Here is a 13,931-nt window from a genome sequence, read left to right on the forward strand (position 1 = left end):
CTTGGGCGTTGTTCAACTCAAACGAGCGTTTTTATACCAATCACCGAAAATTCGGCTCCGTTCAGCCGAATTTTCCGAGCGGAGCGAGGAGTGAAAAATACCAGTCACAGAAATGGAGGAGGCGCTTTCGGCGTTTTTCCGAAAGTGCATTCGGAATTTTGGTGACTGGTATTAGACTTCCAGCGCCAGCTTATCGGTGTCGTTAAACAGCGGAATGCCCGCCGGATACTCGCCGTTGAAACAGGCCAGGCACAATCCCGGCCCGCTGACCGCTTCCTTCAGCCCGCGCTCCGAGATGAACCGCAGGCTGTCCGCGCCGATCAGCTCACGGATTTGCTCGATGCTGTGGGTGCTGGCAACCAGCTCTTTGCGGGCGGCGGTGTCGATGCCGTAAAAGCAGGGGTGCTTGATCGGCGGGCTGCTGACCCGGAAGTGAACCTCGGTGGCTCCGGCCTCGCGCAGCAGGTTGACGATCTGGCGGCTGGTGGTGCCGCGCACGATGGAGTCGTCAATCAGCACCACCCGCTTGCCGCGCACGGCGCTGGTGGGCGAGAGCTTCATCTTGACTTTCAAGTCCCGCGCTTCCTGGGTGGGTGCGAGGAAGGTGCGGCCCGCGTAGGGGTTTTTGTAGAGGCCGTAGTCAAAGGGAATGCCGCTCTCGCGGGCGTAACCAATCGCCGCGCCCATGCCCGAATCCGGCACCGGCACCACGATGTCGGCGTCCACCGGAAACTCGCGGGCGAGCTGCTCGCCCATGCGGATGCGGCTGGCGTGGGTGTCTACGCCGTCAAGTTGGCTGTCACTGCGGGCAAAATAAATCCACTCGAAGGCGCAGGGTGTCGGCTTGGCCGGATGCACCATCAGGCTGTGCAGGCCGTTGTGATCCACCCAGACCAGTTCGCCGGGCAGCACGTCGCGCAGCAACCTCGCTCCCACCGCAAACAGAGCGCACGGCTCGGAGGCGATCACGTAAGCGCCGATGCCTTCCGGGTGGTCGCGCTGGCCGATCACCAGGGGCCGCACGCCGTTGGGATCGCGGAAGCCGATCAGAGCGGTGCGGCTCATCAGCACGCAGGCGTAACCGCCTTCCAGTTGCTGCATGGCGGCGGCGGTGGCCTCCACCAGATCCATGTGCGACTCGCGGGCGATCAGGTTCAGCATCACCTCGGAGTCGTTGGTGGTGGCAAACAGTGCGCCTTCCATCAGCATCTGGTTGCGAACCTCACGGGCGTTCACGAAGTTGCCGTTGTGCGCCAGTCCCAGAATGCCCTTGTTGGTGCGGGTGGTCAGCGGCTGGGCATTGAAGCGCAGGTTAGAGCCTGTGGTGGAGTAGCGCACGTGCCCGATGCTGACGCGGGCGTTGGCGAGCCGCACCGAATCCAGGCGGCGTTCGTCGAAGACCTGTGTGACCAGGCCCAGATCTTTCTCGACGTGGAACTTGTCACCGTCGCTGACCGCGATGCCCGCCGCTTCCTGCCCCCGGTGCTGGAGGGCGAAGATGCCGAGGTAGGTCATCCAGGCCAGGTCGAGCGGCTGAGGCGAGTACATGCCGAAAACGCCGCATTCGTCGTGGGGTTTGTCGTCGCCGTCGTAGAAGGCAAGTTCTGGGGAATCATACAAAGTCATTCGTCAACTTTCCTTTGAGCGTTCTTCCCCAGAAATGAGGGTGACACGAACCATACAAGAAGGCCCGCCACTCAGGCCAGCACAGCTTTCAGCGGATTGTCGTAAGCATCTCGCAAGTCAGCGAGGGTTACGCTCAAGTTTACATTCTGCTCCCTGAGCAAAATGGTCACGCTCTCACCGCCGCTGATGCCGAGGCGCACGAACGGCACGGCCAGGTCTGTCAGCAGCGCTTCGGCTTTGGCCTGCTGCTCGGTGCTGATCGCCACCACCACGCGGCTGTGTGCCTCGCCAAATAGCAGGGCGTCGGCGCGGGTATCGGGGTGCTTGAGTTCGGCGTGCAGGCCAACACTTCCGGCCATCGCCATTTCTGCGAGGGTCACGGCCAGCCCACCTTCAGCACAGTCATGCGCGGTGTCGGTCAGGCCAGCGCGAATCAGGGCCAGCACGCCGTCAATCACCTTCTGTTCCAGCGCCAAATCCAGCGTCGGCACCTGCCCCGCTTCCAGGCCGTGAATGGTTTCCAGGTACTGCGAAGCGCCGATAGAGTCGCCCAGCTCTCCCAGCAGATAGAGCATCTGCCCTTCGCCCTTCAGCCCCAGTGTGGCCCGCTGGCTGATGTCCGGCAGCACGCCCACCATGCCGATAGTCGGGGTGGGGTGAATCGCCACCGTGCGCTGTGTTCCATCTGGATTGGCTTCCACATACTGGTTATACAAGCTGACATTGCCGCCCGTGACTGGCGTATTGAGTGCCCGGCAAGCGTCGCCGATGCCCTGAACGGCCTGCTGCATCTGGTAATACACCTCGGGCCGGTGCGGGTTGCCGAAGTTGAGGTTGTCGGTGATCGCCAGCGGCGTCGCGCCCACGCAGGCCAGGTTGCGGGCGGCCTCGGCCACGGCGGCGGCGGCTCCCACATACGGATCGAGCTGCACGAAACGCGGATTGCAGTCGCTGGTGGCGGCCACGCCCATCGAGGAACCCTTGACGCGCATCACGGCGGCGTCGGCGGCTCCGGGCAGCACCACGGTATTGGTCATGACTTGCTGGTCGTAGCGCTCGAAGATCGGGCGCTTGCTGGCGATGGTGGGGTGTGACAGCAGCTTGAGCAACACCTGCCCCAGATCGGTGGGCACCGGCACGCTGCTGAGGTCGCGTTCGCGGGCGGCTTTGATGGCTTCCGACTCCACGCCCTCGCGGGTGTATTTGGGCGCTTCGTTGAGCAGGGCCACGGGAAGGTCACAGACCACTTCGCCCTTCCACATCAGGCGGTAGTTGTGGTGCTCCTCCACCTGCCCGATCTGAACCACGTCCAGTTCCCACTTGGCCAGCAGGTCGTAGAGTTCCTGTTCGCGTCCCGGCACCGGCACCAGAATCATCCGCTCCTGCGACTCGCTGAGGCACAGTTCCATCGGCACCATCCCGGTTTCGCGGGTGGGCACGTCGTCGAGATTCATGGTGATGCCCAGGTTTGCCCGGTAAGCCATTTCACAGGTGGAACTGACCAGACCTGCCGCGCCCATGTCCTGCACGCCCGCCACTACGCCTGCCTCGATGGCCTCCAGCGTGGCTTCCAACAGCAGTTTTTCCATGAAGGGGTCGCCCACCTGCACGGCAGGTCGGTCAGCCTGCGAGGCGTCACTTAAATCAGCCGAGGCGAACACCGCGCCGCCCAGCCCGTCGCGCCCCGTTTTGGAGCCGACATAGACGATCACGTTGCCGACCTCGCCCATCGTTCCTTTTGCCAAATCTTCGTGGCGCAGCAGGCCGAGCGCCATCACGTTGACCAGCGGGTTTTCCTGATAGCTGGGATGAAAAGTGACCTCGCCGCCCACGGTGGGCACGCCAATCGCGTTGCCGTAGTGCGATATGCCCTCCACCACACCGTTGACCAAAAACTTGGTGCGGGGGCTTTCGGGGTCCCCGAATCTGAGCGAATCCAGCACCGCGAAAGGCCGAGCGCCCATCGCGAAGATGTCGCGCAGGATGCCGCCGACGCCGGTTGCCGCGCCCTGCACGGGTTCCACCGCCGAGGGGTGGTTGTGCGATTCCATCTTGAAGGCCACGCCCCAGCCCTCGCCGATGTCCACCACGCCTGCGTTTTCGCCGGGGCCTTGCAGGACTTGCGGGCCAGTGGTGGGAAAGGCGCTGAAGAGGGGGCGCGAGTTTTTATAGCCGCAGTGCTCGCTCCACATTGCGCCGACGATGGCGGCTTCCAGGGCGTTGGGGTGGCGCTCCAGTTGCGAAACGAGCAGGTCATATTCGGTGTCGGCGAGGCCGAAGGTGGCGGCGCGGGTTCGGAGAGAGGGGTTTAGGAGGGAAGGATTGGGGGTGTGGGTTTGGGTCATGGAGTGTCCTTGAAAGGCCTCTGGTTGAAGTGGTGGCAAAGTATTTTGATGGTGTAGAGGAAGTTAGTGGTCGGTCTTCTCGATCAGATCAGTGATGATGACTTTGCGGCCTTCGAGGCGGCTCAGCTCATCAAGCAGCTTGCTCACAATGTCTAAATCAAGACGGTAAATAGAACGGCGAGTTTTGGCGCTGGAGAGAGCTTCCAAGATCAAAACGCATCTCCATACCTCAAGCCTTCTTCCCCAACTGCACCTGGCCCCGGTGATAGGCGATGTGCCGCAGATGCATTCCCAGTGCGGCTAGGCGGGGGCGCTCGCCGTTCGGAGCGCTGGGCGAAAAGGCCATGCCGCTCAAATCAGCGTCGCTGGCCCCGCGCAGATAAGCCACTGCCTGAGCGCCCACGCTGCCGAGGTGCGCCAGAATCGCAGCCTGATCAGCGTCCTCGTCGACAGGGGCAAGTCCGTTCAAGTTCTGCGCCCAGGCTTGATCTTCCCAGCCCAGAAAATTGTAGGTAGAGGTTTTGTCCTCCAGCACCGTCAGCCGCAGCCAGTCGGCAATGTGCAGCGCGTGCCAGGCTGGAGAGTGGCCGAGTCTGGCCGTGCTGAACGTTCCCTCGGGTATGCTTTCCAGCACGGCGCGAAAGGCGCTGAGTTCTATTTCGTACTGATCGGCCAAAAAGGTCTGAATAGTGGTCATTTGGTGCTCCTTGTGCTCAGCTTCCTAGTCCAAATCAGAAGCCATTGGGCGGTGCAGACGAAGAGCAGAGCGAAATCCAAACTCACGAGGAGGACGAACAGCCCGCCGTCTATGGACTCGAATGCAGGAGGCCGGTAAGGATTGAGGCCAGGAAAGATGCTAGTCAGGGCGCTGAACACCAGAGCCAGAACCAGGGTCAACACGAAAGTGGTTCCCACACCCGCAAAGATGAATCCCAGTGCCGCTTTCCAATCCAGCCTCCGGGGAAATTTGACGAGGAAGTAGAGGGGAATCAGCAACACCAGAGCGCCCAGCACGAGAGGCAATCCAACTAACAAAATATTCCAGTTCATCCCCGCCGCCCCTTGCCTTTACACGCCAGATTTAAGCGACTGAAACAACCCCTGACCGTCCTCGCTGCCCAAAAGCGCTTCCACCGCCCGCTCGGGGTGCGGCATCATCCCCAGCACGTTGCCCTTTTCGCTGATGATTCCGGCGATGTCGTTCAGCGAGCCGTTGGGGTTGTCCAAGTAGCGGAAGATGACCCGGCCCTCACTTTCCAGCCGCTCGATGGTGCCCGCGTCGGCGTAATAGTTGCCCTCGCCGTGCGCGATGGGCATTTCTAGGGTCTGGCCCGGTGCATACGCCGAGGTGAAGGCGGTCTGATTGTTGTTTACCCGCAGGTGTACCGGCTTACACAAGAAATGCAGATCGCGGTTGCGGCTGAGCGCTCCGGGCAGCAGTCCCGATTCGGTCAGCACCTGAAAGCCGTTGCAGATCCCCAGCACGTAGCCGCCGCGTTCGGCGTGCGCCTTGACGGCCCCCATGATCGGGCTGCGGGCGGCCACCGCGCCGCTGCGGAGGTGGTCGCCGTAGCTAAAGCCGCCGGGCAAAACCACCAGATCGGTGTTGCTGGGAAGGCCTTCTTCGGTGTGCCACACGAACCGGGCAGACGGATCAAGATTCATTTGGGCGGCGTGGAGCGCGTCGGCGTCGCAGTTGGAGCCGGGAAACTGAATCACGGCGACGTTCACAGGTGTTGCAACTCCTTCACGGTGCGTCCGCTGACGACGTTGCCGGTGTTGAGGGTGCTGGCGGGTTCAAACATCATGATCCAGGTTTCTTCCGTCTGGGCCACGGGCAAATGCTCCACGCCGCGCGGCACGACGAGCAGTTCGCCCTCGTTGATGATCCGCTCGCCGTCTCTGAAGTTGAGTTGCAGCACGCCTTTAATCACCATGAACAACTCGTCTTCATGTTCGTGGGCGTGCCACTCGAATTCGCCGCTGATGCGGGCAATTTTGACCTGCTGGCCGTTGAGGTCGGCCACCACTCTGGGCGACCAGTGCTCAGTAAACAGAGCGAACTTTTCTTGCAAGTTGATTGTGTCAGGCGTGCTCACGCTGGCTCCAGCGCCGCTTCTTCCAGCTCCCAGCGCACATTTTCCATCACCGGATTGCTCAGCACGTTTTCGGCCATGTCTTTCAGGCGACTTTCCACCTCGCCGCGCTCGCCTTCGAGTTGCAGCTCGATGTATTTGCCGACCCGCACGCCGCTGACCTGCTGGCCGAGGTGCGAGAGGGATCGCTCAACCGTGCGTCCCTGCGGATCGAGGATGCTGGGCTTGAGGGTGACGAAAACTTTGGCCTGATAGGTTTTGGTTTGATCTTGAGGCATGGAATTCCTTTGAAATGGGCGTGTGGCTTGCGACTTGTAAAAGAGAGTGACGGGCCTGTTGCTTACGGCTCAGAGCTTTAACTCAGCACCCGCCGCAGCATCTCCCCATACGCTTCCTCGACCCCGCCCAGATCGCGCCGGAAGCGGTCTTTGTCCATCTTCTCGTTCGTCTCGGCGTCCCAGAAGCGGCAGGTGTCGGGGCTGATCTCGTCGGCCAGCACGATCTGACCGCTGGGCAACTTACCGAATTCCAGCTTGAAATCAATCAAGCGGATGCCACGTTCCAAGAAGAACGGCGTCAAGAACGCGTTGACTTGCAGCGTCAATTCACGGATGCGGGCCATGTCGCCCTCACTGGCCCACCCCAGCGCCACGGCGGTATCGGTGTTGATCAGCGGGTCGCCCAGCGCGTCGGATTTGTAGCAGTATTCCACCACGGGGCGCGGGAGCGGCGTGCCTTCCTCCAGTCCCAGCTTCTTGGCAAAACTGCCCGCCGCGACATTGCGCGTAATCACTTCCACCGGCACAATCGTCACCGCCTTGACCAGTTGCTCGGTGTCGCTGAGCTTGGCAACAAAGTGGGTGGGAATACCCGCGCCCTCCAATTTCGGATACAGCGCGGCGGCGATGGCGTTGTTGGTGGCTCCTTTGCCCGCCCAACTGCCACGCTTCTGGGCGTTGAAGGCGGTGGCCTCGTCTTTGTATTCCACCAAATACTGCTCGGGGTCGGCGGTGGCGTAGACCCGCTTGGCCTTGCCTTCGTACTTGAGTTCAGCTTTGGTGGAGGGATGCTGGCTGGGCTGGGTCATGGACGCTCCTGTCAGGACTGTGAATAAAAAACTTTGACTTCAAACTTGCGCCGGAAAATGGGAGCAGCGAGCGCTTCCGACTGGGGAAAGAGGCTCGCTGTATTGGCTGCTGAAAGTACTGAATTGTTCGGGACGTTGCTGAATTGAAAACCTCTCAAGCCACTTTTTCAGGCTGGCGAGACGGGGGCCGCTGGAATAAAGGAAGGGCCGAACCAACACCGCTTCGGTATCCAGAGCAAAGCTTAACACCCGCGCGGCTGCCGCAGACGGCCTTGGCCGACCCAGAGCCTTTATACTGGCGGTGCTTATGGCCTGCTCACCCGAGTTTACCCCTCCCACTGCGCCGAAAGCGGACGTGTCGTCTGCCGATTTGGCCGTGCCCGCTTGGGTGGTGGCCGCCCTTTACCAGTTCAAAGCGGTGGAGAATCCCAGCGAATGGCGTCAGCACCTGCTTGGAGTGCTGGAGCCGCTGGGCCTGTGCGGCACGCTGCTGATCGCTCCCGAAGGCGTCAACGGCACACTGGCCGGAACCCGTCAGGCCGTGACCCAATTGCGAACCGAGTTGGCCAAGCTCGGCTTCGACGATCTGGAGTACAAAGAATCACTCAGTCAGCACAGGCCCTTTCGCCGCCTCAAGGTGCGTCTCAAGCGCGAAATCGTGACGCTGGGCGTGGACGTCGCGCCGCGTCAGCGGGTGGGCCGCTACGTAGAAGCCCAGGACTGGAACGCCTTGATGGCCGACCCCGACGTGCTGCTGATCGACACCCGCAACACCTACGAAATCAAAGCCGGAACGTTTGAGGGCGCGGTCGACCCGCAGCTCAGCAGCTTCGGCGAGTTCCCGGCCTGGGCAGAGCAGCACCTCGCCGCACAGAAGGGGCGCAAAATCGCCATGTTCTGCACCGGCGGCATTCGCTGCGAAAAATCCACCAGTCTGCTGCTGGAACTCGGCTTTGAAGACGTGTATCACCTCAGGGGCGGCATTCTGAGTTATCTCGAACACGTTCCGGAGACTGAGAGCCGCTGGAACGGCGAATGCTTCGTCTTTGACGAACGGGTCACCGTCGGGCACGGCCTCAAGGTCGGGGCGGGGGAGATGTGCCTAAGCTGCGGCTGGCCGCTGACACCCTCCGAAGCCCAGCACGCCGAGTTTGAGCGCGGGGTGAGTTGCCAGCACTGCTTTACGCGCACCACTGAGCCGCAAAAAGCCAGCTTCCGGGAGCGTCAGCAGTGGTACGAGCGCCGAGCCGACGAAAATGGAGCGGTTGAAAGGCAGCCGTGAGACCAGGGGCACTACACTGAAGGTATGGTTTCTCTTTCTGCTGCCTCACTTTTATTGGTCGTTGACCTGATTGACGAAGACACCGGCCTCGCCGAAGTGGAAGACGATCAGGGCCGCACCTACGCTTTTCCCGCTGCCTGGTTGCCCGAAGTTGCTGACGGCCAGGCCTACCGCGCGGTGGTGTCTGAGAGCGGCCTGACGTTCGTCGCCGAAGCAGGCGGCGCGGCGCTCTTGCGCGAAAAAAGCAAGCAGACTTTGCTGGACTTCAGTGATGATTTCAGCGCCGAAAACTCTGACGCTGAAGACTCGATTGACCCATCGGAACGGCCATGAGCGAAGTCGTCGTGATTCCCGATTTGCACGGGAGGCTCGATCTGCTCAGGGCCGCCGTGCGTGAATTCCCCGAGGCTCACTTTTTATCGCTGGGCGACGCTATAGATAGGGGGCCGCAGAGCCTGGCCACTGTGGACGAACTGCTCAGGCTTCACGAGCAGGGCCGCGTCACCCTCCTGATGGGCAACCATGAGCGGATGGCCCAGGAAGGCCTGCGCTGGTACACCCAGTACACCGGCACGCACGACATGGGCAATTACCGCAAAGCCATGGAAGGCTACCAGTGGTGGATGCAGGCGGGCGGCGACACCATCCGCAAAGAAATGCCCAGCTACGCCGCAGAGTTTGGCGGCCCCACCTCGCTGACCCTCGAAAAGTTCCCGCCGAATCTGGCCCGCTACCTCGACTTGCTCAAACGGGTGGTGTACGTCACCGCTGACGGCATCATCCATGATCAGGTGCCGGACGAACCGAGCGTCTTGGTCGCCCACGCCAGCCCACCGGTCAGCCACCCGCAGTACCCCAACCCCGAGTCGGCGGCGCTGTGGCTGCGCCCTTTTGAAGGCCCGTTTGCGCTGCCGCCGCAGGTGGTCTACAGCGTTCACGGCCACACCCCCGTGCGCGTGCCCACCCGCATGGGCCGCCACCTCTACCTTGATATGGGCGCTTACGAAACGGGGCGGCTGGCGCTGCTTCCGCTGCAAGTCCACCAGGTCAAAGCGGTGACGGTGCTCAGCGGGCGCGGCGATCCGCTGCGGGCCAGCCGTTATCCGGCTTTCGGTGAAGCGCTGCCGACCCGCGTCGTGACGCTGGACAATGCGCCTACACGGCGCTGAGGGGAAGAGTGAGGGGACAGATTGCCGCTCCCCTTTGCGGTATGCTGGCAAGCCATGAAGCTCAGGCCGCCCCCCATCACCCGCCACCTGTGGCTCGGCCTGGGGTTTGTCTTTACCGCTGTGGGCCTGGTCGGCACCGTCTTGCCGCTGCTACCTGGCACCGGATTTCTGGTGCTGGCGGCCTGGTGTTTTTCGCGCAGCAGCCCCAAGTTTGAAGCGTGGCTGCTGAATTTGCCGCTGGCCGGTCAACTCATCCGCGATTACCGTGACGGCTTGGGCATGCCACTGAGAGCCAAAATCGTGGCTTGCCTCAGCATCCTGCTGGCCGTGAGCCTGAGCATTGGCCGCATTCCGGTGCTGGTCGGTCAGGTGACCTGGGTGCTGATTGGCCTTTTCGGCATCTGGTACATCATCTGGCGGGTGCCGCTGCGGCGCGTACCCTGAGCATCTTGCTTACAGCACCGCTTCCATTCCCGACAAGCACTCCTGAGCAATAGCGCGGGCCAGCGGATCGCGGGTCGAGCGGGCGTAACTGACGCCGAGGTGCAGGTGCTCGTCGGCGGCGTCTGCGCCGATGATGGCCAGCGTTTGAAAAAAAGCCAGATGCACGTGCGAAAGCAGCACGTCGCGGGTGCGCTCTGGCGGCAGCACCCTTAATGTCCCGAGCGCCTCGCTGAGCAGCTCCAGAGCCGCTTTGCTATCACTTTCAATGGCCGCTTCCCGCCCCAATTGCAGGGAACGGGCTGCACTGAGATAAGCCGGACGCATACTCGGCAGTCTAGCGCGGCCTGATGAACTTGACGCGGTATTGGCCGAACGTAAGATTTGCGTGAGGAGGTACACGTTACCTTTGCCTCGGCATGAACAGTACGGTCACGATTTCTCTCCTGAGCAGTTTGACCCTTTTTCTGGGCCTGACCGCCTTGGCCCGTTGGCGGGTTTTGGGCCGCCGCCGCAACCTTGGCGGCGCAGCGTTGGCGCTGATCGGGGTGCTGGGCGCAGGCTGGTTGATGTTTAGTGGCGCTGCCAACCTCGCGGTTCCTGCTGCGCTGATCGGCGTACTCGGCTACTTTTTTGGGCATGTCACCACACCGCGCCCCGCCGACTCTTCAAAAAGTAGCCCCTCGTCCCAACTCCCTGAAGTTTGACGTTATTTCTGGAGCGTAAGCAATGCTCTCAACACCCCTCCTCGTTCTCCTGACTCTGGCCGGAATTACCGCGACCTGCACGGGCGGGTATCTGCTCTTTTCACGCATCAAGTTCGGCCCAGACCGCCAGATTGACCCCAGACTGATTCTCTGGCCGTTTATAGCCATGGTTTTGGGAGACGTTGGAGCTGGTGCGCTTTTCTTTGTGTTCAAAGCGCCGCTGTGGATGCCGATCAGTGTATTGGTCGCCGGTTATGTGGGCGTACAACTGGCTTTGCTGCGCCGCCGCTCCAGGCCCGGCTGAGTTTTAGCCGTCGGCCAGCCGCAGCCAGGGCCAGCGCCGCTGATAATCCGCCGCTTTGGCCGCGTAGAGTTCGGGCGTGTGGTTGAGCGGATTGGGCCGTAAAATACCCGCGCTGAGGTCGTCAAAGCCGTAGGGAGCGTACACCCCGCCTTCCGCGTCCATGCCCACGCAAGTGCAAAGCACCAAAAACTGCTTGATGCCCTCTTCCGCACTGCTAATGGGGGGGCGCGGGTGGCCGTACTTATCGCCAAACCACAGATGCACGCGGGCTTGGTTGCGCACTTCGATCCGCACGCCCAAGTCGGCATACAGCGTTTCAGCACGGCGAATCGCGGCGTCCTCGGCTTCGTAGCTGGTGTCTTCATCCCAGTAGAAGATGTCGTAATCGCGCAGCCCCTCGGCAGGCGGGCGGTTTGAGCGCACATTCCAAACGGTCTGGAACAGGCAACCCGCCACCAAAAAGAGCTGCGGCACCGCCAACTCGCCCAGCCGCTCCAGCAGAGCAGCGTTGACCGGGTTGCTCAGCGCCGCCGCCCTGAATTCGGCCTCACCCATGTGAGTTGGGTTCATGCCGGTTGAATTTAGCGTCTGGGTGGCCCGCGCCGCTCGCCGCCGTCACGTGGCGCTCGGGCTTCACGCGGAGCAATTTTGCCTTCGAGTTCAGGGCGGATCAAATCGATCTTGCCCCGGTCGTCGATGCTCACGATCTTGACCCGCAATTTGTCGCCCACGTTCAGCGCGTCCTCGACGGCATTGATGCGCTCCTCGCTGATCTGCGAGATGTGCAGCATCCCGTCTTGTCCGGCGAACAGGTTGACGAACGCTCCGAACGGCGCAGTCTTGACCACCGTGCCGTCGAATTCCTCGCCGACTTTGGCGCTGCGGGTCACGGCCTCAATCTTTTCCTGCACCGCTTTGGCCGCTGCGCCGTCGCTGCTGAAGATGCGGATGGTGCCGTCTTCTTCGATGGTGACCTGAGCGCCCATCGCTTCGAGTTCGCGTACCTGCTTGCCGCCCGGCCCAATGACTTTGCCGATGAGTTCAGGATTGATTTTGATGCTGATGATGCGCGGCGCGGTGGGGGAGAGTTCGGGGCGCGGCGCGGCCAGTACCTCGGCCATCTTGCCCAGAATGTGCAGGCGGGCGTCTTTAGCCTGGCTCAGCGCCTCGCGCATGATCTGCGGGGTAATGCCCTGAATCTTGATGTCCATTTGCAAAGCGGTCACGCCCTGAGCGCTGCCGCAGACTTTAAAATCCATATCGCCTAGCGCGTCTTCTGAGCCGAGAATATCGGTCAGGATCTTGTATTTTCCATCTTCCATGACCAGGCCCATCGCCACGCCCGCCACCGGAGCGCTGATCGGTACGCCCGCGTCCATCAGTGCCAGCGTGCCCGCACAGACGGTGGCCATGCTGCTCGACCCGTTGCTCTCCAGCACCTCGCCCACCAAGCGGATCACGTAGGGGAAGCTCTCGAAGCTGGGCAGCACCGCCCGAATGGCCCGCTTGGCGAGGTTACCGTGGCCGATTTCGCGCCGCGACTGCCCGCCCATCCGCTTGACCTCGCCGGTGGAGTAGGGCGGGAAGTTGTAGTGCAGCATGAACTTGTCGCCGGTTTCGGGGGTCAGGTCATCAATGAGAATCTCGTCGCGCTCGGTGCCGAGGGTGGCTACGCCCAGAACCTGCGTTTCACCGCGTGTAAAAATAGCCGAGCCGTGGGCACGGGGGAGGGGCCGGGCCTCGATCCAGATGGGCCGGACGGTGCGGGTGTTGCGTCCGTCGGCGCGGAGGTCTTCTTCCAGAATCAGGCGGCGCAGTTCCTGTTTTTCCACTTTGTAAAAGGCATTCTTGAGAGCGGTGGTCAGCGCGGCGGCTCCCTCGGCGGCAGCGTCCTGTACGCGTGCAGCGATCAGGCCGTCGCGCAGGGCCTTGATCTTGGTGCCGCGCTCCTTCTTGCCGTTAGTCAGCAGGGCGTCTCTCAGGCCAGCGGTTTTGGCGTCGGCGGCCAGTGCGGGCAGCATCTCGGCAGCAGGGTCGGCATCGGCGGTGAAGCTGAACTTCTCCTGACCCAACTCCGAGCGCATCTGCCCAATGAGCTCAATGACCGGCTGCATCTGGGCGTGGGCAAACTCGATGGCCGACACCAGCACGTCCTCGTCCACGGTTTTGGCTCCGGCTTCGACCATCAAAATGGCGTCTTTGGTTCCGGCCACCACCAAGTCCATCGGGCTGTGCTCAAGCTGGCTGAGCGTGGGGTTGATCACGAACTGGCCGTCAATTTGCCCGACCCGCACGCAGGCGGTGGGGCCTTCCCAGGGAATATCCGAGATGCTCAGCGCCGCCGAAGCGCCGATTGGCCCCAGCACGTCAGGGGTATTTTCGCCGTCTGCCGAAATCACGGTGATGATGACCTGGGTTTCCTGGCGGTAGTTTTTGGGAAACAGCGGGCGAATCTGGCGGTCGGTGATTCGGGCCGACAAGATGGCCTTCTCGCCGGGCCGACCCTCGCGGCGGTGAAATGAGCCGGGAATTTTGCCCACGGCGTAGTGGCGCTCTTCAAATTCCACCGTCAGCGGCAAGAAGTCCAGCGTGCTGCGCTCGTCTCTGGCCTGCGCCGTGACCAACAAGATGGTGTCGCCGTAGCGCACAGTGACCGAGCCGCTGACCAATTTGGCGAGCTTGCCGGTTTCAATGCTCAGTTCTTTGTCGCCGAGCATGGTGGTAAATGTTCTGGGGGTTTTAGAAGTCATTATTCAGATTCTAGCGTGTGCGGACGGGCAGGAATGGAAGCCGTAAAAGCCGCCGCTGCGGGGGAAGCAGGGCGGATCAGTCTCCTTGAAAAAGAGCGTTGTACACAAAAAAGCCGCCCCCAAA

At 61.8% G+C, this 13,931-nt stretch carries 18 protein-coding genes; 6 read left to right on the top strand and 12 right to left on the bottom strand.

Annotated features, from left to right (window positions below):
• Window positions 1-171 precede the first annotated feature (171 nt).
• From purF to purC, 9 genes are all read right to left on the bottom strand, one after another.
• The gene (purF, locus tag EHF33_RS00185; RefSeq protein ID WP_124867075.1) at window positions 172-1,626 is read right to left on the bottom strand and encodes an amidophosphoribosyltransferase; all 1,455 of its coding nucleotides are present in this window, start codon (window positions 1,624-1,626) and stop codon (window positions 172-174) included.
• A 71-nt stretch (window positions 1,627-1,697) separates the two neighbouring features.
• Window positions 1,698-3,971, bottom strand: coding sequence for a phosphoribosylformylglycinamidine synthase subunit PurL (purL, locus tag EHF33_RS00190; protein ID WP_124867076.1), 2,274 nt, complete (start codon window positions 3,969-3,971; stop codon window positions 1,698-1,700).
• 63 nt (window positions 3,972-4,034) lie between these two features.
• Window positions 4,035-4,184: a hypothetical protein gene (locus tag EHF33_RS20955; RefSeq protein ID WP_164473363.1), complete on the bottom strand. Its 150-nt coding sequence runs from the start codon at window positions 4,182-4,184 to the stop codon at window positions 4,035-4,037.
• Window positions 4,185-4,200: 16 nt separating this feature from the next.
• The gene (locus EHF33_RS00195) at window positions 4,201-4,668 is read right to left on the bottom strand and encodes a DinB family protein (protein ID WP_124867077.1); all 468 of its coding nucleotides are present in this window, start codon (window positions 4,666-4,668) and stop codon (window positions 4,201-4,203) included.
• Window positions 4,665-5,021 (bottom strand): hypothetical protein, encoded by a 357-nt coding sequence (locus EHF33_RS00200; RefSeq protein WP_124867078.1) that lies wholly within the window; start codon window positions 5,019-5,021, stop codon window positions 4,665-4,667. Before EHF33_RS00200 ends, EHF33_RS00195 begins: the two co-directional genes overlap by 4 nt.
• Window positions 5,022-5,039: 18 nt before the next feature.
• Window positions 5,040-5,702 (bottom strand): phosphoribosylformylglycinamidine synthase subunit PurQ, encoded by a 663-nt coding sequence (gene purQ, locus EHF33_RS00205; RefSeq protein WP_124867079.1) that lies wholly within the window; start codon window positions 5,700-5,702, stop codon window positions 5,040-5,042.
• Window positions 5,699-6,070, bottom strand: a complete 372-nt coding sequence (locus tag EHF33_RS00210) for a cupin domain-containing protein (RefSeq protein WP_124867080.1) — start codon at window positions 6,068-6,070, stop codon at window positions 5,699-5,701. Before EHF33_RS00210 ends, purQ begins: the two co-directional genes overlap by 4 nt.
• Window positions 6,067-6,345 (bottom strand): phosphoribosylformylglycinamidine synthase subunit PurS, encoded by a 279-nt coding sequence (gene purS / locus EHF33_RS00215; RefSeq protein ID WP_124867081.1) that lies wholly within the window; start codon window positions 6,343-6,345, stop codon window positions 6,067-6,069. Before purS ends, EHF33_RS00210 begins: the two co-directional genes overlap by 4 nt.
• 77 nt (window positions 6,346-6,422) lie before the next feature.
• Window positions 6,423-7,154, bottom strand: a complete 732-nt coding sequence (gene purC, locus EHF33_RS00220; RefSeq protein WP_124867082.1) for a phosphoribosylaminoimidazolesuccinocarboxamide synthase — start codon at window positions 7,152-7,154, stop codon at window positions 6,423-6,425.
• 307 nt (window positions 7,155-7,461) lie between these two features.
• On the opposite strand from purC, the gene trhO reads away from it, so the two are divergent.
• From trhO to EHF33_RS00240, 4 genes are read left to right on the top strand one after another with little or no spacing between them, the layout of a single operon-like run.
• Window positions 7,462-8,436 (top strand): oxygen-dependent tRNA uridine(34) hydroxylase TrhO, encoded by a 975-nt coding sequence (gene trhO, locus EHF33_RS00225; protein ID WP_124867083.1) that lies wholly within the window; start codon window positions 7,462-7,464, stop codon window positions 8,434-8,436.
• A gap of 24 nt (window positions 8,437-8,460) precedes the next feature.
• Window positions 8,461-8,769, top strand: a complete 309-nt coding sequence (locus EHF33_RS00230) for a hypothetical protein (protein ID WP_124867084.1) — start codon at window positions 8,461-8,463, stop codon at window positions 8,767-8,769.
• On the top strand, window positions 8,766-9,605 hold the full coding sequence (locus EHF33_RS00235) for a metallophosphoesterase (protein ID WP_124867085.1): 840 nt from the start codon (window positions 8,766-8,768) through the stop codon (window positions 9,603-9,605). Before EHF33_RS00230 ends, EHF33_RS00235 begins: the two co-directional genes overlap by 4 nt.
• Before the next feature lie 54 nt (window positions 9,606-9,659).
• Entirely contained in the window at window positions 9,660-10,049 is a 390-nt protein-coding gene (locus tag EHF33_RS00240) for a YbaN family protein (protein WP_124867086.1), read from the top strand.
• A gap of 9 nt (window positions 10,050-10,058) precedes the next feature.
• Here the strand turns inward: EHF33_RS00240 and EHF33_RS00245 are convergent, their stop codons facing one another.
• A complete protein-coding gene (locus tag EHF33_RS00245) occupies window positions 10,059-10,373 on the bottom strand; it encodes a hypothetical protein (protein ID WP_124867087.1) in 315 nt (104 codons plus the stop codon).
• A 92-nt stretch (window positions 10,374-10,465) separates the two neighbouring features.
• On the opposite strand from EHF33_RS00245, the gene EHF33_RS00250 reads away from it, so the two are divergent.
• Together EHF33_RS00250 and EHF33_RS00255 are read left to right on the top strand one after the other, a co-directional pair.
• Window positions 10,466-10,753 (top strand): hypothetical protein, encoded by a 288-nt coding sequence (locus EHF33_RS00250; protein WP_124867088.1) that lies wholly within the window; start codon window positions 10,466-10,468, stop codon window positions 10,751-10,753.
• A 22-nt stretch (window positions 10,754-10,775) separates the two neighbouring features.
• Window positions 10,776-11,057: a hypothetical protein gene (locus EHF33_RS00255; RefSeq protein WP_124867089.1), complete on the top strand. Its 282-nt coding sequence runs from the start codon at window positions 10,776-10,778 to the stop codon at window positions 11,055-11,057.
• Window positions 11,058-11,060: 3 nt separating this feature from the next.
• Here the strand turns inward: EHF33_RS00255 and EHF33_RS00260 are convergent, their stop codons facing one another.
• Together EHF33_RS00260 and pnp are read right to left on the bottom strand one after the other, a co-directional pair.
• Window positions 11,061-11,627: a nucleotidyltransferase family protein gene (locus EHF33_RS00260; protein WP_241191188.1), complete on the bottom strand. Its 567-nt coding sequence runs from the start codon at window positions 11,625-11,627 to the stop codon at window positions 11,061-11,063.
• Between the two features lie 11 nt (window positions 11,628-11,638).
• Entirely contained in the window at window positions 11,639-13,807 is a 2,169-nt protein-coding gene (pnp, locus tag EHF33_RS00265) for a polyribonucleotide nucleotidyltransferase (RefSeq protein ID WP_124867090.1), read from the bottom strand.
• Window positions 13,808-13,931: the final 124 nt, after the last annotated feature.

The organism is Deinococcus psychrotolerans (assembly GCF_003860465.1).
Taxonomy (GTDB): Bacteria; Deinococcota; Deinococci; order Deinococcales; family Deinococcaceae; genus Deinococcus; species Deinococcus psychrotolerans.